The 24,238-nt window shown below is 70.6% G+C and carries 23 protein-coding genes; 9 read left to right on the plus strand and 14 right to left on the minus strand.

All coding sequences use genetic code 11. The features are described from left to right. Positions 1-75 precede the first annotated feature (75 nt). The 5 genes from ACQBAS_RS10045 to ACQBAS_RS10065 all read right to left on the minus strand — a co-directional run bounded on the left by ACQBAS_RS10045 (position 76) and on the right by ACQBAS_RS10065 (position 3,340). Positions 76-462 carry a glycosyltransferase gene (locus ACQBAS_RS10045; RefSeq protein ID WP_427383656.1) on the minus strand — a complete coding sequence of 129 codons (387 nt, stop codon included), beginning with the start codon at positions 460-462 and terminating at the stop codon, positions 76-78. After that, the gene (locus ACQBAS_RS10050; protein WP_427383657.1) at positions 408-1,214 is read right to left on the minus strand and encodes a glycosyltransferase; all 807 of its coding nucleotides are present in this window, start codon (positions 1,212-1,214) and stop codon (positions 408-410) included. The genes ACQBAS_RS10045 and ACQBAS_RS10050 overlap by 55 nt, the downstream gene beginning before the upstream one ends. Before the next feature lie 90 nt (positions 1,215-1,304). Further along, positions 1,305-1,865: a glycosyltransferase gene (locus tag ACQBAS_RS10055; RefSeq protein ID WP_427385623.1), complete on the minus strand. Its 561-nt coding sequence runs from the start codon at positions 1,863-1,865 to the stop codon at positions 1,305-1,307. Between the two features lie 36 nt (positions 1,866-1,901). Further along, entirely contained in the window at positions 1,902-2,372 is a 471-nt protein-coding gene (locus ACQBAS_RS10060; RefSeq protein ID WP_427383658.1) for a hypothetical protein, read from the minus strand. Then, on the minus strand, positions 2,369-3,340 hold the full coding sequence (locus ACQBAS_RS10065) for a glycosyltransferase (protein WP_427383659.1): 972 nt from the start codon (positions 3,338-3,340) through the stop codon (positions 2,369-2,371). The genes ACQBAS_RS10060 and ACQBAS_RS10065 overlap by 4 nt, the downstream gene beginning before the upstream one ends. Before the next feature lie 54 nt (positions 3,341-3,394). Here ACQBAS_RS10065 and ACQBAS_RS10070 point away from each other — a divergent pair, with 54 nt between their 5' ends. Further along, positions 3,395-4,018: an acyltransferase gene (locus ACQBAS_RS10070; RefSeq protein ID WP_427383660.1), complete on the plus strand. Its 624-nt coding sequence runs from the start codon at positions 3,395-3,397 to the stop codon at positions 4,016-4,018. A 292-nt stretch (positions 4,019-4,310) separates the two neighbouring features. On the opposite strand, the gene ACQBAS_RS10075 is transcribed toward ACQBAS_RS10070, so the two are convergent. Next, positions 4,311-4,913 (minus strand): hypothetical protein, encoded by a 603-nt coding sequence (locus ACQBAS_RS10075; protein ID WP_427383661.1) that lies wholly within the window; start codon positions 4,911-4,913, stop codon positions 4,311-4,313. A gap of 82 nt (positions 4,914-4,995) precedes the next feature. Between ACQBAS_RS10075 and ACQBAS_RS10080 the strand changes: the two genes are divergently transcribed. Together ACQBAS_RS10080 and ACQBAS_RS10085 are read left to right on the plus strand one after the other, a co-directional pair. Then, on the plus strand, positions 4,996-6,564 hold the full coding sequence (locus ACQBAS_RS10080) for an oligosaccharide flippase family protein (RefSeq protein ID WP_427383662.1): 1,569 nt from the start codon (positions 4,996-4,998) through the stop codon (positions 6,562-6,564). A gap of 5 nt (positions 6,565-6,569) precedes the next feature. Next, entirely contained in the window at positions 6,570-7,739 is a 1,170-nt protein-coding gene (locus ACQBAS_RS10085) for an acyltransferase family protein (protein ID WP_427383663.1), read from the plus strand. A 42-nt stretch (positions 7,740-7,781) separates the two neighbouring features. Here the strand turns inward: ACQBAS_RS10085 and ACQBAS_RS10090 are convergent, their stop codons facing one another. The 4 genes from ACQBAS_RS10090 to ACQBAS_RS10105 form a co-directional block, all read right to left on the minus strand. Next, on the minus strand, positions 7,782-8,900 hold the full coding sequence (locus ACQBAS_RS10090) for an acyltransferase family protein (protein ID WP_427383664.1): 1,119 nt from the start codon (positions 8,898-8,900) through the stop codon (positions 7,782-7,784). Next, positions 8,897-9,586, minus strand: coding sequence for a polysaccharide pyruvyl transferase family protein (locus tag ACQBAS_RS10095; protein WP_427383665.1), 690 nt, complete (start codon positions 9,584-9,586; stop codon positions 8,897-8,899). Before ACQBAS_RS10095 ends, ACQBAS_RS10090 begins: the two co-directional genes overlap by 4 nt. Positions 9,587-9,999: 413 nt before the next feature. Continuing rightward, positions 10,000-11,049, minus strand: coding sequence for an acyltransferase family protein (locus ACQBAS_RS10100; protein ID WP_427383666.1), 1,050 nt, complete (start codon positions 11,047-11,049; stop codon positions 10,000-10,002). Between the two features lie 71 nt (positions 11,050-11,120). After that, a complete protein-coding gene (locus ACQBAS_RS10105) occupies positions 11,121-12,218 on the minus strand; it encodes a glycosyltransferase family 4 protein (RefSeq protein WP_427383667.1) in 1,098 nt (365 codons plus the stop codon). A 157-nt stretch (positions 12,219-12,375) separates the two neighbouring features. Between ACQBAS_RS10105 and ACQBAS_RS10110 the strand changes: the two genes are divergently transcribed. Beyond that, positions 12,376-13,437 (plus strand): glycosyltransferase family 4 protein, encoded by a 1,062-nt coding sequence (locus tag ACQBAS_RS10110; RefSeq protein WP_427383668.1) that lies wholly within the window; start codon positions 12,376-12,378, stop codon positions 13,435-13,437. On the opposite strand, the gene ACQBAS_RS10115 is transcribed toward ACQBAS_RS10110, so the two are convergent. Together ACQBAS_RS10115 and ACQBAS_RS10120 are read right to left on the minus strand one after the other, a co-directional pair. Further along, on the minus strand, positions 13,367-13,987 hold the full coding sequence (locus ACQBAS_RS10115; protein WP_427383669.1) for a phosphatase PAP2 family protein: 621 nt from the start codon (positions 13,985-13,987) through the stop codon (positions 13,367-13,369). The two genes, ACQBAS_RS10110 and ACQBAS_RS10115, sit on opposite strands and share 71 nt — an antisense overlap. After that, positions 13,984-14,574: a low molecular weight phosphatase family protein gene (locus tag ACQBAS_RS10120; RefSeq protein ID WP_427383670.1), complete on the minus strand. Its 591-nt coding sequence runs from the start codon at positions 14,572-14,574 to the stop codon at positions 13,984-13,986. The genes ACQBAS_RS10115 and ACQBAS_RS10120 overlap by 4 nt, the downstream gene beginning before the upstream one ends. Positions 14,575-14,736: 162 nt before the next feature. Between ACQBAS_RS10120 and ACQBAS_RS10125 the strand changes: the two genes are divergently transcribed. After that, the gene (locus tag ACQBAS_RS10125; protein WP_427383671.1) at positions 14,737-15,243 is read left to right on the plus strand and encodes a hypothetical protein; all 507 of its coding nucleotides are present in this window, start codon (positions 14,737-14,739) and stop codon (positions 15,241-15,243) included. A gap of 80 nt (positions 15,244-15,323) precedes the next feature. On the opposite strand, the gene ACQBAS_RS10130 is transcribed toward ACQBAS_RS10125, so the two are convergent. Next, positions 15,324-16,724, minus strand: a complete 1,401-nt coding sequence (locus ACQBAS_RS10130) for a polysaccharide biosynthesis tyrosine autokinase (protein WP_427383672.1) — start codon at positions 16,722-16,724, stop codon at positions 15,324-15,326. Positions 16,725-16,821: 97 nt separating this feature from the next. Between ACQBAS_RS10130 and ACQBAS_RS10135 the strand changes: the two genes are divergently transcribed. The 4 genes from ACQBAS_RS10135 to ACQBAS_RS10150 are packed head-to-tail and all read left to right on the plus strand — an operon-like array spanning position 16,822 to position 23,511. Then, entirely contained in the window at positions 16,822-18,807 is a 1,986-nt protein-coding gene (locus ACQBAS_RS10135; RefSeq protein WP_427383673.1) for a glycosyltransferase, read from the plus strand. Next, complete coding sequence (locus ACQBAS_RS10140; protein ID WP_427383674.1) at positions 18,807-20,144, plus strand: O-antigen ligase family protein; 1,338 nt, start codon at positions 18,807-18,809, stop codon at positions 20,142-20,144. Before ACQBAS_RS10135 ends, ACQBAS_RS10140 begins: the two co-directional genes overlap by 1 nt. After that, positions 20,141-23,203 carry a glycosyltransferase gene (locus ACQBAS_RS10145; RefSeq protein WP_427383675.1) on the plus strand — a complete coding sequence of 1,021 codons (3,063 nt, stop codon included), beginning with the start codon at positions 20,141-20,143 and terminating at the stop codon, positions 23,201-23,203. Before ACQBAS_RS10140 ends, ACQBAS_RS10145 begins: the two co-directional genes overlap by 4 nt. Then, positions 23,200-23,511, plus strand: coding sequence for a PqqD family protein (locus ACQBAS_RS10150; RefSeq protein ID WP_427383676.1), 312 nt, complete (start codon positions 23,200-23,202; stop codon positions 23,509-23,511). The genes ACQBAS_RS10145 and ACQBAS_RS10150 overlap by 4 nt, the downstream gene beginning before the upstream one ends. Here the strand turns inward: ACQBAS_RS10150 and ACQBAS_RS10155 are convergent. Then, positions 23,508-24,233, minus strand: coding sequence for an FkbM family methyltransferase (locus tag ACQBAS_RS10155; RefSeq protein WP_427383677.1), 726 nt, complete (start codon positions 24,231-24,233; stop codon positions 23,508-23,510). The genes ACQBAS_RS10150 and ACQBAS_RS10155 overlap by 4 nt on opposite strands. Positions 24,234-24,238 lie beyond the last annotated feature (5 nt).

Below are 24,238 nucleotides of genomic sequence, written 5' to 3' on the forward strand. Positions count from 1 at the left end.
AAACTCGATGGAAGGGGTCGGGGCGGCAGGGGCGGGTGGAGTGAAGGCGGGCAGGGGCAGGCGGAAGGGGTCGGGTCAGGGGCGGGCGAGCAGGTCCGCGGCGGCGGCGCGCAGCCGCTCGATGAACCGCTCCGGGGAGTACTGGTCGACGTGCCCGCGGATCGCGTCCGCATCCCAGGCCCGACCACGGTTGGCGAGGACCGCAGCACGGATCGCGTCCGAGGTCGGCTCCTCGAAGAAGGCGCCGTTGACCCCTTCGGCGATGGTGTCGAGATAGCCGCCCGCCCGCAGCGCGAGCGTCGGTTTGCCGAACGCGCCCGCCTCGAGCGGTGTCAGGCCGAAGTCTTCGTGGCTGGCCGCGACGAGCGCCGTCGCGTGCGCGTAGGCCCACCGCATCTGGTCGTCGGTCAGGCCACTGGCGAGGACGACGTTGTCGGGGGCTGACGCGCGCAGGTCGTCCAAGAGCGGCCGGCTCCGATGACGAGGAGTCGTTCGGGCAGCCCGCGGAAGGCGTCGATGATGCGGTCGACGTTCTTGTAGGGCAGCAGTCGCGACACGACGAGGTGGTAGCCGCCCTCGGCCCACGCCGCGACGGTGGGCACCGGCTCCATGGGGCCGGTCGTGTCGACGGCGAAGGGGGGCGGCAGGACCTGGGCGTCGATGCCGTAGGCCTCCCCGATGCGCTCCCGCACGACGTGCGAGTTCGCCAGGTAGGTGTCGCCCGTCGCGGCGGCCCGCTGGTCCCAGGCGCGCAGCGGTGCCTTGAGCGCGAGCAGCGCGAGCCCGACCGGCGAGCGTCGTGGGTCGCCGCCGAGGTAGCGCTCGCTCTGGTAGAGCCACCGTGCGGGGGCGTGGCAGTAGACGAGTTTGCGGCCCGTCGTCGGGAAGCCGTGTGCCCACCCGCTGCTGGAGGCGATGACGAGGTCGGCGTCGATGTTCAACCCGCTCGCGGCGAAGGGGAGCAGCAGCGGCAGCGCGGCGCGGTGGTGCCGGCGCAGGACGCCGGCCCGGTTGAGGGGGCTGACGCGGATGTCGGCGTCGCGGAACTCGGGGAAGGTGCCGTCGGCGTCGTAGAGCGTCGTGTGGATCGTCGCGTCGGGGAAGGCACGGAGCATGGCGAGCACGACCCGCTCGGCGCCGCCGCGCTGGGTGAGGTAGTCGTGCGCGATGGCGATCCGTGGCGCGGATCGTCGGCCGGCCGTTTCCAGCCACACCTGCGCCACCGTGTCCGCGGTGCGCTCGATGCCGAGAGTCGTGCGCGCGCGCTCCCCCCGGCAGACCCGCGCCGCTCGGCCTCGTCCGGGTCATCGAGCGCGCTGGTGATCGCCGCCGCGAGCGCGTCGACGTCGCCGGGGCTCACGAGCCAGCCGACGGCGGCCGGGCCCCCCGTCGACGATCTCGGGGACTCCCCCCGCGGCGGTGGCGACGACGGGCACGCCGCGCGCCATCGCCTCGGCCACGACCTGGCCGTAGGGCTCCGGCGTCGGCGAGGCGTGCACCGCGACGGTCATGGCGTCGAGCTCGGCGGCCGGATCGGAGGCGAAGCCCGTCAGTTCGACGCGGCCGGTCAGCCCGAGCCGGTCGATCTCGGCGCGGACGAGCGCCTCGTGCGCCTCGTGACCAAACATCGGGGCGCCGACGATCCGGAAGGTGGCCTCGGGGTGACGCGGGGCGACGAGGGCGGCGGCCTGCACGAACTCGAGTTGCCCCTTCGTCGGGGAGATCCGGCCGAGCAGGCCGACCACAGGGCGCTCGGGGCGCGGGCGTGGGGCGGGTGCGAGCTGCTCCGGTGCGAGACCGGGGTGGGCGACGACGAGGCCGCGAGCGCCGGGGAGGGTCGCGGCGGTGGCGTGGGAGTTCGCGATGACGCGGCGGGGGGCGCGGGGGGGCGAGCCGTCGGATCAGCCGCACCATCGGGGCGGGCAGGTAGTCGGGAGCGATCCGGTCGTGCACGTGCCACACGAGCGGCGCCGCGCGAACCGGGCGGCGGGCACGCCGAGGAGGTCGGCCTTGAGGGAGGTCGTGTGGACGACGTCGACGTCCAGGGCTCGCAGTCGGGCGGCGAGCCGCCGGACGAAGGGGGTCGCCCCCGCGGCCGCGGCGGCCACCGCCCGGGCGGAGCCACCGACGGCGTGCCGCTCGGCGCGGGCGACGTCGGCGCGCAGGGGCAGCACCTCGACGGAGTGCCCACCGTCGCGCAGGCGCGACACGAGGGGGCCGTCGGCGAAGAGGATGACGTGCGCTTCGACGTCGGCGCGCGGGGCGAGCGCGTCGAGGAGTCGCACGAGCGCGAGCTCCGCTCCGCCGAGCTCTCCCGTGTGGTCGAGGATCGCGACGCGCAGGGGACGTTGAGGTGCCTTCGGTGCCGTCATTCGGGCTGTCCTTGCCTCGACCACGCAGCCGCTCGGCGCTCCAGCCATCGGGGGGCGCGGCCGAACTGTGACGAGGCGTAGGAAGCGAGCGCCGCGCTGACGATGACCGACCTGCGAGCCAGCTCCGTCCAGTCGCGCGTGCGCGCGTGATGGCCCAGGCCAGGGACGACGTGGCGCCGAAGGAATATCGCGGCCTGCCGAGCGGTGCCGCGTTGCCGGCCACGGACGAAGAGGAGTCCGTTGCGCGCGTAGTAGTACAGACCCAGGTAGCTGTAGGCGCCGACAAAGCTCGCCGACACGCGGTGGTGGATGTGAATGGTCGGGTCGACGACGAGGGGAACGCCGGCCGCGGCGGCACGCAGGCTCCAGTCCGAATCTTCGAAGTTGAGGAAGTAGCGCTCGTCAAAGAGCCCGACCCGACGCCAGGTGTCCGCGCTCGCCGTCACACAACAACCCGCCAGTGTCGTCGTCGCCCGCAAGCCGTCACGCAGGGCGAGTTTCGCCAACTCCGCGTCGGATTGATGGCGTGCAAGACCCGTGGCTCCGTCGATGGTCCCGCCGCCGAACCACACCCGTTCGGATCCGTCGGCGTAGTACGCACCTCCGGACTCCGGACTGACCGCTGCTCCCGTGCGGGCCGTCGCGATCAACCGATCCATCACGCCCACCGGCACCAGGGTGTCGTTGTTGAGGACCGTGATGGTCTCCGCGCCGTGGTCGAGCGCCCATCTCAGCCCGGTGTTCATTCCTCCGGCGAACCCGAGATTCACCTCGTTCTGAATCGTCGCAACGTGGGGCCACTGGCGCCGGACGGAGTCGACCGTTCCGTCGTGGGAACCGTTGTCGACGACGAGCACGGTCGCCGCGGGAGCGCCCGTCACCAACGAGGCCACGCACGCCTCGGTGTCGGCGCGACCGTGGAAGTTGAGCACGACGACGACATCCCCGACCACGAAGCCCCTCCCCATTGCATTCTGGGACGCCCAGCGCGACCCCGTCCGGTGTCAGACTAGGCGCGCCCCATGACAGACCCTCAACGAGAGAGGCACCGTGCCGCTCACCAAGGATCAACTCAAGGCGATCGCTCCTCCTCCTGTCGCACTACGGCCAATGCCTGGCGCCGCGATGTCTGGTCGGATCTGCGCCTGCGACTTCTGAGTGAGGCAGGCGGCATTCCGTCGCATGCGGTGCGGAGGGCGATCTACCGCAAGGCCGGACTCACCATCCCCGACTCGTCATCGATCCACTGGCGCGCGGAGTTCTACGCCCCCGAACACATTCGTATCGGTACAGGCGTCACCATTGGCGATACCGCGTTCTTGGACGGCCGATCAGGACTGCGGATCGGCAACAACGTCAATCTGGGCAGCCACGTGACGATCTACACGAGGGAGCACGACGTCGACTCGCCATCCTTCGCCGAAACGGGCGCACCAGTGACCCTTGAGGACCACTGCTGGGTGGCCAGCCACGCGATCGTCCTGCCCGGTGTCACGATCGGCCGGGGCGCCGTCGTCGCGGCGGGTGCCGTTGTCACCAAGGACGTCGAGCCGTTCATGATCGTGGGTGGTAATCCGGCGGTGCCGATCAGGCGACGCAACCAGGACCTGCGCTACACGCTCGGCTACGCCAAGCGTTTCGTCTGAGCATCACGTAACGCTCGGGGCCCAAGGTCATCCTGATTGAGAACCTCCACGGGGATGGCCATGGGGCGAAGCGTCATCCACAGTCCATCCGCGAACGGGTGAAAGTTGCGCATCATCCGCCAGGTGACCGGCGACGGCAGCCAACGCAGCAGGAAGTAGGCAACACCTCGCGGACCCGCAGCGTGCCCCCACGAGCGTGTCTTGCGCCAGACGTCGCGCGGTGATCTTCCCCAGGAGTTGTGCAGGATGGCCGCGTCCGCGGGAAGCCCGAGCTCCCGGGTTTCGTGTTCCCCTAGCGGATGTGTGATTTGAAGGCTCGTCTCGTCCCCTCGGACGACCACGCGCAGGAGGCGCGCGTCAGCAGGCCGACGAGCATCAACCAACGTCGCTCGAGCGCGCACAGCGACGGGACCGGGATATTCGAAGACGTCCTCTCCACGGGGCCGGTGACCACCAGGAATCGCCCCCGGCTCCGTGCCCGAAACAGCACCCGCATTGGCCACTCGACCGCGTCACAGCCCGCGGCGTCGGCACGTCCGAGGGCCTCCAGGAGCGCGCCCGTATCGGGGAGGACCTCGTCGTTGTCGACTTGAAGGATCCAGTCGACACGCTCACCGAGCGCGTCGACGGCAGCTTGGCGCTGTGCTGTGTCGGCGCGCATGGGTCGGTCCGTGTCAACCCAGTCGCCCTCGACCTCCCGCACGATGCCCCGCACGTCAATCTCACGGATGATTCGCAGACACTCGTCGACGGGGATCGGGTGTCCCGTCCATCCGCGTCCGCTCGTGGGCACAGGGACCACAAGGTCGTCAAGCAAGGGGTAATAGCGTGCGAGACTCGACCTCAGCCAAACCGGGTCGCCTGGCAAGACGTACGCGCCAAGTCTGGGTGTCATGCGCGCATCGTGTCAGAGACTCGAGAGGTCATGACCTGGGAGCCAGAATGACGAGCCCGCCGATCACCGAGGACGAGGTCGCATGAGCCAGCCTGTACCTCCGGAGGAGTCGGGGACTCTCGACGGCGCCCAGCTCCAGGACCGCGCCGTCCGCGGTGTGGCCTGGACGATGATCCACACGGTCGTGTCCGTGCCGATCGCCTTCGCCGTCAACCTGCTCCTTGCCCGCGTCCTCGAACCCGAGGGGTATGGCCGATTGGCCTTCCTCACGACGTTGATCGGCATCGCGGGCGGCATCCTCGCGCTCGGACTGTCATCGGCGATGATCCAGTTCGGCGCGAAGGCCCATGCGTCGGGTCGCACGGACGAGGTGCGGGGCATCCTCTCCTCATCCCAGGGCTTCCGGCTCCTTGTCGTGGCCCCGGTCCTGACACTGCTCGTCATCGCCCTCGTCGACGTCCCCACCGCCCTGCTGATCTTGGCGATCGTCTTCGGTGTGTGGGTGCCCGCCGCTCTCGACGGCGGCCCGATCACGCTCTTCATCGAGAACAAGACCGACCGCAGCCTTGAGCACGGACGGATCGCCATGGTGTCCGGCCTCGTCGTGCAGGCCGGTGTGGTGGCGGCGGCGTTGTGGGCCGGCACCGCCGATGCCGTGTGGGCCGCGCGCGTTGTCCTCTCTGCCGCAGGCATCGCCCTGGCGCTGCTGTCCATCGCCCCGGCCTACCGCCGGGCGGTCCTCCGGCCCCGGCTGCCCCGACACTTCCCGGCGGGCTTCTGGCGCTTCGCGCTGCCCACGGGCATCGCCGGCCTCATCGGTGAACTGGTCGTCTCCCGCACCGAGGTGCTCTTCCTCAACTGGCTGTCCACGCCCACGGCCGTGGGCCTCTTCGCCCTGGCCTTCGGCGTCAGCAGCCACATCTTCGCGCCCGCCCAGGCCCTGACAGGACCGCTCATCCCGGCCATCGCCGGCCTCCGTGAGGTCGGGCTCGACAAAGTGGCCACGGCCTTCGGCCGGGCTCTGCGGGCTTCGTCGACCGTGGTCGCGCTGCTGACTGCCGCGGCACTGCGGCACTGCGCACTCACGGTCCTGGTGCCCGTGCTCTACGGCCACGAGTACACCGACGCTGCCCCGGCCGTGCTGGCGCTCGGCGTCATCGGGGGCCTCGCCGTGGCGTCCGGACCCGTTTCGGCTTTTGTCCTCGCCCGCCTCTCCGCCAGGGTCTTCCTCATCGCGAATCTGTGCGCACTGGCCATCGACGTGGCACTGGCACTCGCTCTCATTCCCGCCTTCGGGCTCTGGGGTGCCGTGATCGCCAACGCTGCCGGGACGCTCACCCGCCTGTTCATCCTCGTGGGGAGCGAAGCCCGTGACCTCCGACTGACGTTCGCCGCGACGGCTGCCATGGTCATGCCCGCCCTCGTCGGCGGGGCGGCGTGCCTGCTCGGCTGGAGCGCGACCCTGGGGACATCACTGGCACCCATCGTCGAAGCGTGCCTCGCGTCCCTCGTGGCTCTGGCACTCGTCCTCCTTGGCATGCGCGTGACGCGATCGGGACTCAGCCCGGCTGACACCCAGACGATCGTCCGCGTCCTTCCCGCGCGGTTGACGCGTACCGCTCGGATGGCGTTGTCGCTGGTGACCCGTTGATCGGTGTGTCCAAGACCGTCCGCCTGTGGACCCCGATCGGCTACCTTCAAGCCGTGACGACATCTGTTCCCGGCGCCGCCGCGACCGGGCGCGGCCCCCGCGTCGTGGGCATTGATGCCTTGCGCGCCATCGCGGCGCTCGCCGTCTTCGTGTGCCATTTGGGCGGTTATTGGTCCCTGACGGATCTACCGGCTCGACTCCCCGAGCTGATGGCGATCGGCGCCCAGGGCGTGGACGTCTTCATCGTGCTCTCGGGCTTCGTCCTCGGGCTGCCTGCCTTCCGCACGGACCGCCCGCTGAACATGGGCAACTTCCTTCGCCGGCGCGCAACCCGCCTGCTCCCGCCCTACTTTGTCGCCCTTGGGCTTGCAGCAGCAATTGCCCTCTCCCCGATGGCCACGTGGATCGTGGCTGAGCGGGCCAGCGCCTCGGATCTCGCCTGGCACGCAGCGCTCCTCCAGACGTGGAATCCACCGACGCTCGGGACCATCAACGGTTCGCTCTGGAGCGTCGCACTGGAGGCGCAACTCTATCTAACCTTCCCCCTCGTCATCCTGTTCGCACGACGATTCGGGATCTGGCCTGTCGTGGGTGCAGCCGCCGTTCTTTCCACATCGTTGACGATGGTCTCGCTCCCCGGAGCGCTCGGTGACGCTCTGACGGACGAGCACAACCTCCCGATACGGCTCGTGCAGTTCTGCGTCGGAGTGGCCTGCGCACACCTCGTGTCACGAGGACGTGTCCCTCGAGCGACAGCCCTGTGGGCAGCATTGGTCATCGGCGGGCTGCTGGCGGTGGGGTGGTCGACGGCCGATGTCGCTCTCGGGCGCGCCGTCATCTGGTCGCTCCCCTCGGCAGCCGCCATCCTGCTGGTAGCGACGTCCGTGGGACCGTCGCTCGCCGCGACTCCGTTCGAACGGTGGGGCCTTGCGTCCTACAGTTTCTATCTCGTGCACCAACCAGTCCTGCTTATGGTGGGACACGTCCTCCGGCCCTCGCTCGAGAATGATTGGGTCGCTCTCGTGGCCGGGATGACGGTGGGACTCGCGGTGACCTGCCTGGTTGCCTTCGCCCTGTACCTCGTAGTGGAACGGCCATCGCACCACTACGGTCGGGCCCACTTCCCTGTCTTTGATGCCGAGCGGCCGACCGAGGCTGAGGCGCGCCGACTGTAGATATCGCCGTGATCGTTGACGACCCGTCGTGGCACTTGGAGCTCAGCGCGGCTGGCGCCTAGGCGCCTTTCCCCTCACCGCTGGTGCTAGCCCCCGGATCCCAATCCCCCTCTGACTCGCGCGCCCCTTGACCCCATGCTCCGCGCAGGCGGCCGGCTCCAGATTCTTTGGCGGCTGATGCGTGCGACGGGCCCTCACCCGAGCTCTCTGACATGTAACGCGGCGGGTGATCGGTCTGGCAGTGCAAACAACCTGTCGGCGCGCCGGGCGTGTATGAGGGCCAACGGGACGCACCCGCCCACCGAGGCCAAGATGGCATAGACCACCCAGCCGTTGAGGGACGACCCGCTCAGCACGCGACAAGCAACGATGATCGCCGGGACGTGAGCAACGTAGAAGACGATGGATCGACGGCCCGCTGCTTCGAACATCGTCATGGCGCGGGACGACGGAATGCGAGGCGCTGCCCACACGAGGACGGCCACGCCACAGAGGGAGATGATCAACCAGTGAGGTCGCCATGCGTACCCGGCCGATCCCGTCACGGCACCAACCACGCCAACTGCCGCAACGGCCACCGGCACGAGGACCAGCCCCCCCCCCCCCTTGAAAACGGGGCACAAGGCTCGCCGCGGCACTCCCTGCGAAGAAGAAGCCGCCGAACCACAGGAAGTTGGTGACGCCCGGCAGTTGGGGGGAGAACACGAGCCAGACGCTCCACAACGACGCAGCGACCAGCCACCACGGGGCACGCATGTGCTTACCGAGTAGACCCACGGCATAACAGGCCAGCAGGACATTCAGGAACCACAAGTGGCGGTATCCGGCCAGCCACGTCACAGGCTGCGCCAGAGCACTTACGTCGGCGACCGCAGCGGTGATCAACGTCCAGACGAATAGCGGCCACAGTATTGCGCGGGCCTTGCCTGCTGCATAGCTGCGCCACTGCTTGTCGAGAGACCGCCCGAGCAGCATGCCGGAGAGGAAAAGCAGGAGCGGCTGGCGGTACGGCGCGCCTGCCCTGTTGACCCTGTGCACAGCCTCGGGAACCACAAAACCGTAGGCGTCGGGGATGGTCGCGGCATGCCAGGCGATGACCAGAAGCACCGCGGCCCCCCGCAGGACGTCCATCCACCGATGACGCTGAGGGTCGATGGTCATGGGTTGGCCGGACTCTGGCGAACTCGGTGGGCCTCCCACAGTGACGCCTCGGTCACCCGGAGGTGCGGCAGTGTGCCCTCGAGTCGGTTGATCGTGTGGTCCCGGGCTGTGCGGTCGGCGATGTCCGCGTGCGCAAGGACCCGCTCCATCGTGTTGACCTCGTCGACGTCGACCTCCCGTGACCACCCGGGTGTCAGCACGGCTTCGTAGTCGTCGAATTTGAACCGGCCACCCCACAGGAGGGGCTCACGCTGGGTCCACACTGCGGGTATCCCCAGAGCGTCGGCCACGATGAGCCCGTGCAGGGAGGTCGTGAGCACAGCGCCACAGTGCGAGATCTGCCCGATCACAGCGCTGGGCCGCGACCGCACGTCGATCACCCGGACGTCGTCCCCTCCACGGACCGCCAGCTCCCGCAGCCCGGCATCGTCACGGTGCAACCCGTGGGGGAGGACGCCGAGACGCCAACGCATCCTGCCGCGTCGGGCATGGCGGGCGACCAGAATGCCCGGATCACCCAGGGCGATGTCGTCGGTGATGCCGAGGAGCGCCTTGGTGAGAGGGCCCCGAACGGCCAACGGTCGCGCCAACGGCAAGGTGCGTGGCTGGCCACGCAGAAGCCCGGTGCCCCAGAGGTCACCGGAGAAGTCGTCGGGCAACTGCTCGATGAGACTCCCAATCCCCACAAGCCGCGCCCGCTCCGGGGGCGTATGGACCGCCACCACCCCGTACCTCGCCAACACCCACGGGGTGAGCGCATCCCCGAAGTTGGGATGACCGTCCCACCAATACGCGGGGAGCATCCCGGGTCGGACCGCCCTCGCTCGCACAACCGCATCGAGGGTTCGGCCGGCGAAGCGCGCCCTGCGCCGCGACGCCGAGTCATAGGCCCAGCGCTCGTCAATCAACCGCTCGTCCCTTGATGCGCGCCGGTGCTGCTGCGCCGCCCGGCTCGTCATCGTCGCTCCCCAGATGCGGATCGTCTGGTGTCGACGACGACCTCCGGCTCAGGCTCAGATGCGCAGAGAGCATGAATTGTCCGAGACATGCTGAGGACTCTTTCACGAATATCAACGGCATCCCGCCGAGCCGCCGGTGGTCACTGCTTGTCCATCACCACGGACGCCCGTTGTCCACTCCAGCGCCGGATCCGCTGCTCGATGGGCCTCTCCCACCATTCATAGAGGCCTCCAGCGAGGAGGATGCTGACACATACCGCACCCGTCGTGACCATCACACGAGCTCCCGGGGGAGTCATCTCGAGCAGCGGCAACGAGGACCGGATCATCAGGGCGTGGACCAGATAGAGAGCGAAGGACCACTGACCCAAGGTGACGAGCCAGGGGTGTCGAAGCAGGCCCATTCCTGAGCCCGTGAGATCCCCGGCGGCGCAGGTCGCCACCGCCAGCACGAATCCGGGCAACACGATGAGGTGTGTCATCCAGTAGCTGCCCTCGACCAGCCCTCCGGTCAACCGGTTGGCGACCCACAGCGAGAGGTATCCGACGGTTGCCGCCGCCAACCCTGCCCACGGCGGCAGGGGCGGCCGCCAGCCCGAACGCATCGCCAACGCCACCCCCATGCCGAGGGCGAACTCACCCACCCGGTAGAGGGGCAGGGTGTAGAGAAACCACGAGAACTCGGGCGCGACGCACTGGACCACGAGGCCACCGATCAGGAGCCAAACGAGACCGGCGACGACCAGCACCTTGGGGCCGACCCACCTCGACGCTGCCAGCACCACGAGCACAGGGAACACGAGGTAGAAGAACGCCTCGTCAGACAGTGACCATGACAGGCCGTTGTACGCATACGTGACAGAGGTGTCGGGGACCCATCCGTGCAGGAGCAGCAGATGCCAGGGCAGGGCCTTCACGTTCGCGTCGATGAGCACGCCGGCACTCGCGAGCACGGCGGCCACCGCCGTCATGAGCAGATGGAGCGGATAGACACGAGCCACGCGTCGCAGGTAGAAGGCCCCCGCTCGATCACCACGCCGCCACGTCCACGTGAGGACGAAGCCCGACAGGACGAAGAAGAAGGCCACCCCGACGTAGCCGAACCGGAGCGGACCGCTCGCGGCGCGTGTCGGACTCGCCCACATGGTCGCGTGGAAGAGAGCGACGAGCATCGCCGCGAGGAACCGCATTCCGGTCAGGGATGGCAGGTGCCGTCCTGGGATCGGGGAGGGGGAGCCTGCGGTTTCGCCGCCAGGAGCCATCACGCCTCATCCCGAGCCTCGGCCTCGGCCTCGGCCTCGGCCTGGATGCTCCGGTAGCGCTCCGCCACCATCGCCCAGGTGTACGACTCCACCCGCTGACGTCCCGCGCTCGCGAACTCGTCGGCCAGGCGGGGATCGGCCAGCACTCGACGCAGCGCTGCGGCCAGGGCGTCGATGTCGGTGGGATCGACGAGCAGGCCGTCCTGCCCGTCCATGACGAACTCACCGGTGCCGCCACGGTTCGTCACCACGACGGGAGTGCCGGCGCGCCACGCCTCGAGCACGACGATGCCGAAGGCCTCACGTCGGCTCGGGACCGCGACGACGTCGGCCCGACCCATCCACGCCCCGACCTCGGGTCGCGACAACCGACCGAGGAAGGTCGCCCGCTCCCCCAGACCGAGGGCGCTCGCCTGCTCCCGAAGGTCGGCGAGCGCGGCCCCGTCGCCCCCGATGACGACGCGCACGTCGTCGAAGCGGGCCACGGCGTCGAGCAGGAGGTCGAACCCCTTCATTCGCTCCACCCGCCCCACCGCGAAGACGACCGGAGCACCGTCGGTCAGGACCGGGGGCGGACCCACCGGCTCGTCAAGGTCGACGCCGTTGGGGACGACGACGCCGCCCGTGAGACCGAACCGCTCGCGCAGGTCCCGCAGGGCGAACTCGGAGCACCCCGTCACCACGGCGGCCCGCGTGATCGCCTCACGCAGCCCGGCCCGCAGCAGAGCCGACTCCTCGAAGGCGCCATGGTCGTCGGCGAGCGTCTCGCCATGGGCGCTGACGATGAGTGGCGTGCCGGTCGCCCGGTGGAGGGCGAGCGCATACAGCCCGTTGGGGCCGAAGCACTGGACGTGCAACACCTCGGGTCGGAAGGCGCGGAACGCCCGCCACCACCGCGACCACGCAGCAGGGGCACGGAACCCGAAGCTCGCCAGCGACCGCACGTCCCGCGCCGGCAACGGGGTCGGGAGGTAGCGCACGGGCACGCCGTCGACGACCCGGCTCCCGAGGTGCTCGCCGCGATCCACCGTCCACACCTGGACGTCCGCGCCTTGGGCGACCAACTCGCGGGCGACATGCCGGACGTGCTCCTCCACGCCCCCCGTGTGGGGATGGAAGGACGACGCGATGAGCGCAATGCGCCGTGCCGGTTGTGCGCCTGTCACGTCATCCCCCATGTGCCGCTGGACCCTGGTGCCGCGTGCCATCATGGCAGCCGCGCGCCGCGCGACCGCCCACCCCCGAGGACCTTCCATGCCACGCCTGACCATCGCCCGCATCGCCACGGACACCGTCCTCGGCGCAGGGATCTATGAGCAGCAGGTCATCGCCCGGGCCCCGGAGGCGCTGGCGGCAGCCGGCTGGACCGTCGAGGAGGCGGTCATCCGCTCGCTCCGGTCACCCCTGGCGGGCACCCATCGGATCCCCATGGGGAAGGTCGCCACCGCGCCCGCCTCGGTTCGGCGTCTCATCGGTCGAGCGCTGTATCCCACGGACGCGATCGTCCACCGGATGAGCCTGGAGTTGCCGCCGTCCCCGCACGCCGACGTCCTCACGCTGCACGACGTCGTGTCGTGGAAGTTCCCCGACGAGTCCGCGCCCGTCCCGGCTGCCCAGGACGAGATCCGCCGGGCCGCCGGCGTCATCTGCGTGTCCGCCTTCAGCGCCGGCGAAGCCGTCGACCTCCTCGGCATCGACGAGCCGCACGTCGTGCACAACGGGGTCGACGCGCGCTTCTACGACGCCACTCCCCTGGACGCCGCGGGCCTGGCAGCGCTCGGGATCGACGGCCCCTTCGTCCTCACGACCGGCGGCGCCTCGGAGCGCAAGAACCTCGCCGGCCTCGCGGAGGCCTGGCCGACCGTTCGCCGGGCGCGACCCGGCCTCACCCTCGTGCTGACCGGGCCGCCGCACCCCCGACGGACGGCCCTCTTCCACGGCCTGCCCAACGTCGTCCTCGCCGGGATGGTCGACGCCGCGATCGTCCCGCACCTCATGGCCGCGGCCGAGGCCGTCGTCGTCCCCTCCCTCTATGAGGGGTTCGGCTTCCCCGCGCTCGAAGGCATGGCCGTCGGCACGCCGGTGGTCTCGTCGAACACGAGTTCCCTGCCCGAGGTCGTCGGCGACGGAGGCATCCTCGTCGCACCGGATGGCCCCTCGCTGGCGCAGGGGATCATCGACGCCACCTCCGGCGACCCGCAGGTGACCATCACCGCAGCACGGGGGCGCCGGCGCGCGAGCGACTTCACGTGGGAGCGGTGCCTGCAGGGTCACGCCGCAGTGTGGGCGAAGGTCGCGGCACGATCCAGCCGGTGAGGGCTGCCACGGCGCCCACGAGCAGCAGGGAGGCGACGACGTCGCTGGGGCGGTGGGCGTAGTCGACGACGTTGCCCACCAAGGCCAGGCCGACGACAAGCAGAAGTCCCCGATCGATCCACCCCGGTCGCCGCGGCCACAGAATCGCTACCGCGACAGTGAGGGCGACGACCGCGCTCGCGTGCGTCGACGGCAGCGTGTTTTCGGGGTACGAGTACCCGAATTGAGGTCGCCACAGGACGACGTCCCGCAGGAACGGCCCCAACAGCACCGGCACGACCACGATCGGCAGGCACGCCAAAACCGCACCCCAGCGGCCAGTCGCGACGGCTCGTATGGCGCCGATGAGGACCACGACCGCCATCGCCCCCGGCAACACGTCACGGGCCAGCACCGGCAGCCACTGCTGCGACGGGCCGACGGCGACCGCCTGAGCGAGGGCGAAGAACCGGTCGTCGGCCCACTGTCCCGGTTTCGTCAGGACCGCCACGGCGTAGAGCCCCACGAAGCCCAGGGCGCACCAGAGAGCCGTGCGCAGCGAACGATTCACGCCCGGTCGGGCGCGAGGACCCGCACGAGGGCGGTCACCTCACCGACGAGCTGGGCGTACACCTCGGCGAAGACGTCGTCCCCCTTCCGGTAGGGGTCGACGACGTCATCATCCTCGGGCGGGACGGGGCCGCGATGGCGGGGGGCGAGCTGGACGAGCGCGGCCAGACGTGCGGAGACGTCCGCCTCGGGGCCGGCGACCGCGTCCAGCTCATCCGGGGCGATGCGCTGGGCGAGACGTGCCAGCTCGCGCAGGGTGAAGGTCCGCTTGAGCGCGGCCGGCGCCATCTGGACGATCTTGCTCCGGTGATCGCGCGTCATCGCCAGGACGACGTCGGCGTCCCGGATCAGGTCGGGGGTGAGCCACCTGGCGGCGAAGCCCCCGGTGTCGACCCCTCCCTCGTCGAGGAGACGGGCCATCGTCGGCTCGATCGGGTCGCCCTCCATGGGTCGCGTCCCGGCGCTTGAGACCCTGACGCCGTCGTCGACACCCGCCAGCGCGTCAGCCAACAGCCGTTCGGCCGCCGGCGAGCGACAGATGTTGCCCGTACACACGACAAGAATGTGCGCCTTTGTCGTATTTAGCATTATTACCCCCGAGTCAGCTGAACCGACATCATGACGTTGACAGTGTGGGCTACTCGTGGCGAGGCCGAGAAGTTCCCTCGTTCGGTATCGGCAGCCCCCTCGGCGCTGCTAGCCTGCACCTATCATCGTGGCACCACGCGTGCAATTGCTAAGGGGAAACACATGCAGGACAACCAGATCTCTGGGGGCGAGCAGGGCGTCAAGCGCCGCACCCTCGTGAAGGGGGCCGCATGGGCGGCGCCTGTCGTCACCTTCGCTGCCGCGGCGCCCATGGCCGCCGCCAGCCCGCCGCCCGTCGCTCCCTCCGTGGGTGACGACTCGTGCAAGCACACCAAGGGTGTCAAGCGCTACCACATTGAGCTCGAGTTCTCGAACTCGCTCAACTGCGCCACCGACGTCCACATCGTCTCCTTCGTCGTCGACCCGAACAGCGGCTCGGACGTTTCGTTCACCAGTCCTGCGGTCGACACGGACTTCACGATCCCCGCGAAGGGCTCGCTCTCGTGGGAGTACGACTCCGACGAGGTCGGCAACATCGCCAACGGCGAGGTCGACATCACGTACACCTACACCGACTGCCAGGGCAACGTCGTCGCCGAGAGAGTCTCCATCAACGTGAGCTCGCTCGAGCCTTGCACTTTCGACTACCCGCACACGTCCACTCCCTGACCGGTCTCCAATCGACAGGGTATGACGAAGGGCGCCACACCTCGTGTGGCGCCCTTCGTCATGCCCAAAGGCGTGAGGGGTCAGACCTTGGCGACGTTCTTGCGCCCGCGCCGGGTGCCCTGGGCCACGGCCGCCTCGTAGCGGTGATAGCCATAGCGGTATTCGCTGCCGCGTCGCGTCGCCACCATGTTGCGCGCGAACCCCGAGACCTTCGCGTCGACGGTCGCCAACTGCTTCATGGCGCTGGCCAGGTCCTTCTTCTTCGTCCGGTCGGCGCCGACGACCATGAGCAGACCACCCGTCAGGCGCTCGATGATGACGGCGTCGATGACGGGCACGACCGGCGGGCTGTCGACGAGGACGAAGTCGTAGTCGTGCAGCAGCGTCGCGAAGAGCGCCTCCATCGGCTCGGACCCGAGCAGCTCGCTCGGGTTCGGCGGGATCTGGCCGGCCGGCAGGACGTGCAGGTCGGTGGTGCCCCACCGCTGGATCACATCGCCAGGCGCGGCCTGCCCCAGCAGGATCGTCGTGAGGCCGACGCCGCCTTCGATCCCGAGCGTCTTGGCCACCGACGGGTTGCGCAGGTCGGCATCGACGAGGAGCGTCTTCGTCCCGGCGTCGGCCATGGCCAGCGCGAGGTTCGCCGCCGTCGTCGTCTTGCCCTCACCGGGCATCGAGGAGGTGACGACGAAGGAGTGTCGCCCCGTCGTGACGTCGACGAACATGAGGTTGGTGCGCAGGCGCCGGATGGCCTCCGCGTGGTGACCGTGCGGGTCGCTCTCGACGCTGAGCAGCCCCTCCCCCGCCGAAGGCGTCTTCCGCTCGAGCGGCAGGCTCGCCAGCATGGGGGCATCGGAGAGGGCCTTGATGTCCGCCTCGGTGCGGACCCTCGTGTCGAGCGTGTGCCGGATGAGCGCCAGTCCGATGCCGAGCGCGAGACCGGTCAGCAGCGCGAGACCGATGTTGCGCACCGGGTCCGGCGACGTCGGCGTCGCGGGGGCGACGGCGGGCTGGATGGGCGTGGAGATGACCTTCTGACCGGAGGCGCTCAGCAGGGTCGAGAATTTGCCGGCCACCTCGCCGAGCTGCGGGCCGACCTCGTTGGCGACGGCAGCCGCCTCGTCCGGGTCGGAGGAGCGTGCCGTGATGTCGAGGATGGAGGTCGCGTCGGTGACGCCGGCCTGGACGTCGATCGGGTGACCCTCCGGCATGCCCAACTCCTTGCGGAGAGGGTCGAGCACGGCAGGGGTGTTGAGGATGGACACGTAGGTGTCGAGGTCCTTCGTCGTCAGGACGAAGACGCCGTTCCCCTCGGACTTGGACGAGTCGTTCTCGGCGCTGAGGTAGATGCGCGCCTGCGCCGTGTAGACCGGCTTCGTGAGGATGGTCAGGACCGTGGCGGCCAGCACGGCCAGCAGCACGCTCGCGGCGATCACCCGCCACCGGGTCTTGAGGACGTTGAGGAACTCTCGGAACTGCACGGGCACTCCTGCCGGATGACGGCGCGTGGGCGTCGGCCGTCGGATCCGGGGTCTAAGGTCATTGACGCCCCCCACCTGCTTCCGAGGAGTCTATAGCGTGCGGGTCCTGCGGATCTCTCACTCGGCGGTCGTCGATGTGTGGCGCGAGCGCGAGCGCGTGGCCCGACGCCGGGGCCACGACGTCCACTCGGTCAGCGCCGCGGTCTGGGACGAGGGTGGCGTGGACGTGCCCCTCGTCGCCCGCCCCGGGGAGGACGTGGAAGGGGTTCGCACGTGGGGTCGGCACCCTGCCCGCTTCGTCTATGACCCGCGGCCGCTGTGGCGGCTGCTCGGTCAGGACTGGGACGTCCTCGACCTCCACGAGGAGCCCTTCGCCCTCGCGACGGCCGAGGTGCTGGCACTGCGGGCGCTGCGCCGGTCACGGGTGCCCTATCTGATCTATTCGGCGCAGAACATCGAGAAGCGGTATCCGCCCCCCTTCCGCTGGTTGGAGCGCTGGGCGCTGCGGCACGCCTCGGCCGCGAGCGTCTGCAATGCCGAGGCCGCGGCGATCCTCACGCGCAAGGGGCTCACCGGCCGGGCCGCCGTGATCGGCCTCGGGCTGGACACCACCGCCTTCGAGGCGCAGCCGCGCGCCGCCCACGACGGACCGCCCCGCGTCGGCTACGTCGGCCGCCTCGCCAGTCACAAGGGCGTGGACGTCCTGCTCGAGGCGATGGCCCTGGCCCCCGAGCTCACGCTGTCGCTGGCCGGCGCCGGCCCTCACGAGGCCGACCTGCGGGCCCGCGCCGCCCGCCCCGATCTCGAAGGGCGCGTCACCTTCCTCGGGTCCCTCGATCCAGGGGACCTGCCCGCCTTCTATCGCGGCCTCGACGTCCTCGCCGTGCCGTCGTTGACGACGCCGGGGTGGCTCGAGCAGTTCGGCCGCGTCGCCGTCGAGGCGATGGCGTGCGGCACCCCTGTCGTGGCGAGTGACAGCGGCGCCCTGCCCGACGTCGTCGGCGGCGCGGGCCTGCTCGTGCCACCCGGCGACCCCGCAGCCCTGGCCGCGGCCCTCACGCGGGTTGGCGCCGATCCCGTCCTGTCAGCGACAATGCGTGCGGAGGGTGTCGCGCGCGCACGCGCGTACGACTGGGACGTGATCGGCGGGGACTACGTGGAGCTCTATGACGAGGTGGCCAAGGCCGCCATCCCCTCGGGCGACCGCGGACCCGAGATCATCGTCGTGGCCTACCACTCAGCGGCGCTGCTGCGCGATTCGCTGACACCCGTCGCGCACCTGCCCGTCACCGTCGTCGACAACTCCTCCGACCCCGAGGTCCGTGCGGTCTGTGACGACCTCGGCGTGCGTTATCTCGACCCGGCCCGCAATGGCGGGTTCGCCGCGGGGGTCAACCACGGCCTCGCCCATCGCCTGCTGCCGGACGCCGACGTCCTCCTCCTCAACCCCGATGCCGTCATCGACGAGCCCGGGATCCGGGCACTGCACGCCGCGCTCCTGGCCGACCCGCTCCTCGCGAGCGTGGGACCCGCCCAAGTCGACGGCGACGGCCACGCGAGCCGGGTCGCCTGGCCCTTCCCGTCGCCGGGCGGCGCCGTCGTCGAGGCGCTCGGCCTCGGTCGTCTGCGCCGCGACTCCTACGTCATCGGCTCCGTGCTGCTGCTTCGGGCGGAGGCCGTGCGTCAGGTCGGCGGCCTCGACGAGTCGTTTTTCCTCTACGCCGAGGAGACGGACTGGGCGCGCCGCGCCGCCGACCTCGGCTGGCGTCACCGCCTCGTCCCCGAGGTGACGGCCATGCACCTCGGAGCGGCGACGAGCTCGGACTCGACGCGGCGCGACGCCCACTTCCACGGCTCCCAGGAGCGTTTCCACCGCAAGCACTTCGGCTCGGCTGGCTGGCAGGTCACCCGCGCCGCCGTCATCCTCGGGTCGGCCGCGCGGTCCCTCGTCCTGCGCGACGCGCGTGCCGTCGGCGCGCGCGACCGCGTCCGGCGCTACCTGCGGGGACCGCTGGCGGTCGAGGCGGACGTGGTCGCCCGCGCGGCGTCGGCGAGCACCGCACCCGAGCCGGACCCGCGGTGATGGCGAGCCTCGACTCGCGCGCCGGTCACGTCGGAGCCGCCGCGGCTGGCATCGCCCTCGCCCTCGCGCTCGGCGGGCTCGTCGCCACCCAACCACTGCTGGCCGTCGTGCTGGCTGGCGCCGCCCTCGTCCTCGGCCTCGTGGCCGTCGACGCGGCCCTCGTGCCGCTGATGTTCCTTCCCCTGCTCTACGTCGCGTTCCGCGTCGGGGGCGGCGGCGTCGACCTCTCCGTCTCCGACGTCGCTCTGGGGCTGGCCACCGCCCCCGCCCTCCTGCTGGCCAAGCGACCGTTCTCCCCGCCCCTGCGCAATCTCCTGTGGATCGTGGCGATCTACCAGGTCGCCACCCTCTTCACGGTGATCGCCAACCCCTACCTCGCGAACCTCGTCGAGTGGGTGCACGCGTGGTTCCTCATCGGCGGCGCCCTCGTCCTCGGCTGGGCGGTCGGCCGCGGTGGGCACGGCCCGACGGGGTTGCGGCTCATGCTCGCGGCCGCCTCCGTGCTTTCCGGGTGGGTCATGGTCCAGGCTGCGATCAATCTGTCGCACGGCTCGTTCGAACCGGTGTACCTCCCGTATGGGATGCACAAGAACTTCCTGGGCACGGTCCTCGCCATCACGGCCCTCATCGCCTACGTGCGACCCGTCTGGCTCGGGATGAGCCGCCGGATCGGCGCCGCGATCTTTTGGTGGCTCGCCGTCGGCGTCGCCCTGAGCCAGTCACGTCAGGCCATCGTCGGCCTCGGCGTCGCCCTCGTCATCCTCGTGCTCCGGTCCAAGACGGACCGTCGGCGCTCCAAGGCGATCCTCTTCGCCGTCGGACCGGCCGTTGTCCTCGTCATGACCCTGGTGCGCGACCAGGTGGCCAGCGGCAACGAGTTCAATTCCGTCTTCCAACGCCTCACGTGGTTCGAGGACGCCTTGGCGATCTGGCAGGAGAGTCCGGTCTGGGGCGTCGGGCTGCGCTGGTGGTACACCGACCGCTTCGCCGAGGGGTTCCAACCGCCCAATGCCGAGATCGAGGTGCTCACGTCTTCAGGAATCATCGGTCTGATCGGTTTCCTTGTCCTCATGGTCGGGTCGATCGTCGTCCTGTGGCGGGTCACGCCGACCTACGGCACCCTTGCCCTGCTCGCGGTCCTGTCGCGGTTCGTCCAGGGGCAGCTCGACCTCTTCTGGGTCGCGGCCCAGTGCTCGATCCCCTTCGCCATCGCCGGCATCTGCCTCGGGGTCCAGGCCCTCCACGAGGACGAGGACATCGTCCCCGACACCCTGGACATGGCCGGCGGACACCAGACGGACCCGCGGTCGGCTGGACTCGCCGCAGCGATGCCATGAGGATCACGCACGTCGTCGCGACGGCCAACTTTGCCGGCGTCGAGCGACACGTCGCCGTACTTGCCGCGGCGCAGCACGACGCCGGCCACACCGTGACCGTCCTCGGGGGTGACGTCGACCGCATGGTGGCCGCCATCGACCGGCCGGGAGTCGGCGTGATCGCCGTGGACGGTGTCGACGACGCCCTGCGGCGCCTCTCGGGTCCGGTCGGGCGGCGCGCGGATGTCGTGGCCACCCACATGACCGCAGCCGACATCGCCGCGTCACTCTCACCCGGACTCATCGGGACGCCGATCGTCAGCACCCGTCACTTCGCGGCGGGCCGCGGCTCGTCCACGGGGGCCAAGGCGGCCTCCGAGCTGGCCGCGCGGCGGATCCACGCGGAGATCGCCGTCAGCGCCTTCATCGCCGCCGCGATCCCGGAGGAGGCAACGGTCATCTTGCCGGGTGTCGCCAACCGACCCCCCGGACGCCCGGCCCGAGGGCGTATTGATGTGGTCCTCATGGTCCAGCGCCTCGAGGCGGAAAAGGACTCGGCCATCGGTCTGAGCGCTTTTGCTACGTCTGGGCTCACCGAGCGCGGATGGCGCTTGGCGATCGCAGGCGATGGCTCGCTTCGCAGCGAACTTGAATCCCGCGCGGCTGAACTAGGGATATCCGAGTCCACTGACTTCCTCGGTCACCGCGATGACATCGCCGACCTCATGGACAAGGCAGCGATCTTCCTCGCTCCCGCGCCCGCCGAGCCGATGGGGCTGTCCGTCCTCGAGGCCATGGCCAGCGGCCTGCCCGTCGTCGCGGCCGGCGCCGGCGGCCACCTCGAGAGCGTCGGGCCCGTCCCCGGCGCGGCCCTCTTACCCGTCGGCAACCCCACCGCGGCCGGCGCCCTCCTGGCCGACCTCGCCGCCGACCCCGACCTGCGCGACGCCTACGGCGCCGCGCTGCGCGAGCGGCAGCGGACCGCCTTCGCCATCTCGACCCAGGCCGAGGCGACCGAGGCGCTCTATCGCCACGCCATCGCCGAGGCGACCTCCCCCCTGCCGGCCGCGCCGGCCGCGACCCGCGAGCTCGTCGTCATCTCCCTCGAGCCGTGGGACGAGGTGTGGCGGCGCAACCAGCACCTCGTCGCCGGCCTGCTGCGCGCCGACCCCGGGCTGAGGATCCTCTTCGTCGAGCCCGCCTCCGACCCGGTGCACGCCGTGCGGCTCGGGGCGCGACCCCGCCGCGGGTTGGGGCTGCGACGCGGTCCACACCTGTCGGGGATCGATCCGGACGCCCTGTGGCTCCACCAACCGACGAAGGTGCTGCCCCGCCGCGTCGACCCCGGTCAGGACCGGCGATGGGCCGAAGGGGTGCGTCGGGCCGCGGATCGACTCGGCTTCCGGGCACCCATGCTGTGGGTCAACGACCCCGGCGGCGCCGAGGTCCTCACGCTGACGGGCTGGCCGGCCCTCTACGACATCACCGACGACTGGCTCGAGGCCGACCGGGACGAGGCCACCCACACGCGCCTCGTCCGCCAGGAGGCGGTGCTCATGCGCGATGCCGTCGAGGTCGTCGTCTGCTCCCCCGGCCTCGAGCGGACGAAGTCACCGCAGCGCCCGGTCACCCTCCTGCAGAACGCCGTCGATGCCGAGGCCGCTCGCGTCCCGACGGCCCGACCCGGCGACCTGCCCACCGGGCCCCTCGCCGTCTATGTGGGGACGCTGCACGGTGACCGCCTCGACGTCGACCTCTGCGAGGAGACCGCCACCCGCTTGCCGGACGGCGCCACCCTCGTCCTCGTCGGACCCAACGCGCTGACCCCGGCCGAGGACGCGCGGCTCGAGGCAGCCGGGGTGATGCGCCTCGGGGCGAAGGACCGCCATGACGTCCCGGCCTACCTGCAACACGCCGACGTGCTCGTCGTGCCGCACGTCGTCGACGACTTCACCGAGAGCCTCGACCCGATCAAGCTGTATGAGTACCGCGCCGTCGGGCGTCCCGTCGTGAGCACGCCGGTGTCGGGGTTCCGCGAGGCCGCGGGTCCGCGAGTCGCGGTCGTCGACCGCAACGCCTTCGCCGACGCCGTGGCCGCGGCGGTCCCGGCGCGCGACACCTTCCCCACCGGGGTGGACGCCGACGTGCCGACCTGGGCCGACCGCGTCGGCGAGATGAGCCGGGTCATCGACCGCGTCGCCGCGACGACCTCCGGCGAGGCCGACGTGCCCCTCGACGCCCGCGTGGCACTCGGGCACGCCGCCATCCAATGGCTCGCCGACGCCCACGGGGTGGACCTGCTGCACATCAAGGGGCAGGCCCTCGACGCCTCCTTGCTGTACCCCGGCCGGCAGGCCTCCGACATCGACGTCCTCGTGCGGCCCAGCCACGTCGACCGCTTCCTGCACGCGGCCGCGGCGGCCGGCTTCGAGGTCGTGGGACGGTTCGCGACGAGCTCCGCCTTCGAGCACTCGGCCACCCTCCGCCACCCGCACTGGGGGCTGGTCGACGTCCATCGGCTCTTCCCGGGCTTCGGTCTGCCGCCGGCGGACGCCTTCGACGTGCTGTGGGCCGACCGGACGACGAAGGTGCTCGGCGGGCATCGGTGCACCACCCCGGCTGTGGCCGCCCAAGTCGTCATCCTCGTGGTGCACGCGGCCCGCAACGTCAACGGCGGCCAGTCGACGGCTGACGTGACGCACTCGTGGCACGGCGCCGACGCCGCCGGGCGAGCGCGCGTGCACGCGCAGGTCGAGAGGCTCCGCGCCCAGGTCGCCTTCGCTGCGGGCACCGGCGACCTCGAGGGGCTGCCGCCCACCCCCGAACACGAGCTGTGGTCGGCCGTGGCACGCCGCGGCGACCGCATCGTCGAATGGCGCGCCCGGATCGCGGCGGCCCCGGACCTGCGCAGTCGCGCCCGGATCGTCGCCCGCCTCCCGCTCGTCAACACCGACCACCTCGCCATGCAGCACGGCAGGCGGCCCACACGCCGCGAGATCGCGCGCGAGTTCGTCCATCGCGCCCAGCGCGGCGTGCGCGAGATCCGAGCGATGCGGCGCAGGCCGGGAGGGACGACATGACGACCGATGGCGCGCAGGTGACGGGGACGCCGGGACGATACGTCGTGCCCGACGACGTCGCGTGGACCGTCGACGACGACGGTCGGGTCTTCGTGGCACCCCTGCCGCAGGGACCAATCGCGATCCTCGAGGGGCCGGCCGCCACGATCTGGCGCCTGGCGCCCGAAGGCGAGGCCCCAGATCTTGCGGCGCGCGTGGCCGCGGAGGTCGGGGAGCCCCTCGCGACGGTGCGTGACGACGTGGCGACCTTCGTCGACGAACTCGTCCGCACGCGGCTGCTCACATTCGCACCCTTCGAGAGCGACTAGCGAAGACGCAGGCGGCGCACGCCGCCGGGGTACTCGTAGACGATCTCCCCGATCGCGGCGCGAATGTCCGCCGGAATGGCGGCCACGATCGCCTCCTCGCTGCCCTCGGTGTCGACCTTCACGAGGTCGATCCGGCCCTCCCGCTCAAGGACGCCCCGCAGCGCTTCGCCGACCGCTTCGCACTCGACCTCGACGGGGACGGCGCCGCTCGCCGAGTCTCGATATTGCGCGAGGCCGCTGTAGCGGCCGACAGGATCGATGAGGAAGGTGGCGGGTCCACTCACCGGCGCGAGCGCCGTCGGGTGGATGGTGCAACGGTCCCCGAAGGCCGCCGTGTTCGCCCGCAATGACTCGAGGTTGTGTGGCACGGGCTCCCACACGTACACACGGCTGGTCGGCGTCCGGCTGAGGAACCACGCCGCGCTGACCCCGATGTTGCCCCCCACATCCACGACGACCTCAGGAGCGCCCGAGCCGTAGTCCCGCCGGCAAAAGACCTCATTGACCGTGCGCACGTCGTGGGGGTGCGGCACGACGAGCTCGATCTCGCCGATGGGGGTCCGCAGCACCGGGTGCCACGGGTAGTCCCCCGTGCCGCGGACATAACGGTCCAGGGCATCAACCGGGCGCCGATAGGTCGTCAGCGTGTGGGCGAACGCGCGGTAATTGCGTGGTCGGAAGGGGGCGCTGAGCCGACGCCGCTGATCCTGGCCAGAAGACATGCCAT

Origin of the sequence: Janibacter zhaoxuefangae (assembly GCF_050271985.1) — a bacterium.
GTDB lineage: Bacteria > Actinomycetota > Actinomycetes > Actinomycetales > Dermatophilaceae.

Excerpts from the sequence above, each read along its gene's own strand:
- ACQBAS_RS10110 (WP_427383668.1), top strand. The coding sequence starts at position 12,376 with ATGCCACGCCTGACCATCGCCCGCATCGCCACGGACACCGTCCTCGGC.
- ACQBAS_RS10090 (WP_427383664.1), bottom strand. The coding sequence starts at position 8,900 with ATGACCATCGACCCTCAGCGTCATCGGTGGATGGACGTCCTGCGGGGG.
- ACQBAS_RS10060 (WP_427383658.1), bottom strand. The coding sequence starts at position 2,372 with ATGACGGCACCGAAGGCACCTCAACGTCCCCTGCGCGTCGCGATCCTC.
- ACQBAS_RS10155 (WP_427383677.1), bottom strand. The coding sequence starts at position 24,233 with ATGTCTTCTGGCCAGGATCAGCGGCGTCGGCTCAGCGCCCCCTTCCGA.
- ACQBAS_RS10075 (WP_427383661.1), bottom strand. The coding sequence starts at position 4,913 with ATGACACCCAGACTTGGCGCGTACGTCTTGCCAGGCGACCCGGTTTGG.
- ACQBAS_RS10140 (WP_427383674.1), top strand. The coding sequence starts at position 18,807 with ATGGCGAGCCTCGACTCGCGCGCCGGTCACGTCGGAGCCGCCGCGGCT.
- ACQBAS_RS10100 (WP_427383666.1), bottom strand. The coding sequence starts at position 11,049 with ATGCGGTTCCTCGCGGCGATGCTCGTCGCTCTCTTCCACGCGACCATG.
- ACQBAS_RS10120 (WP_427383670.1), bottom strand. The coding sequence starts at position 14,574 with ATGCTAAATACGACAAAGGCGCACATTCTTGTCGTGTGTACGGGCAAC.
- ACQBAS_RS10150 (WP_427383676.1), top strand. The coding sequence starts at position 23,200 with ATGACGACCGATGGCGCGCAGGTGACGGGGACGCCGGGACGATACGTC.
- ACQBAS_RS10145 (WP_427383675.1), top strand. The coding sequence starts at position 20,141 with ATGAGGATCACGCACGTCGTCGCGACGGCCAACTTTGCCGGCGTCGAG.
- ACQBAS_RS10070 (WP_427383660.1), top strand. The coding sequence starts at position 3,395 with ATGACAGACCCTCAACGAGAGAGGCACCGTGCCGCTCACCAAGGATCA.
- ACQBAS_RS10080 (WP_427383662.1), top strand. The coding sequence starts at position 4,996 with ATGAGCCAGCCTGTACCTCCGGAGGAGTCGGGGACTCTCGACGGCGCC.
- ACQBAS_RS10125 (WP_427383671.1), top strand. The coding sequence starts at position 14,737 with ATGCAGGACAACCAGATCTCTGGGGGCGAGCAGGGCGTCAAGCGCCGC.
- ACQBAS_RS10065 (WP_427383659.1), bottom strand. The coding sequence starts at position 3,340 with ATGGGGAGGGGCTTCGTGGTCGGGGATGTCGTCGTCGTGCTCAACTTC.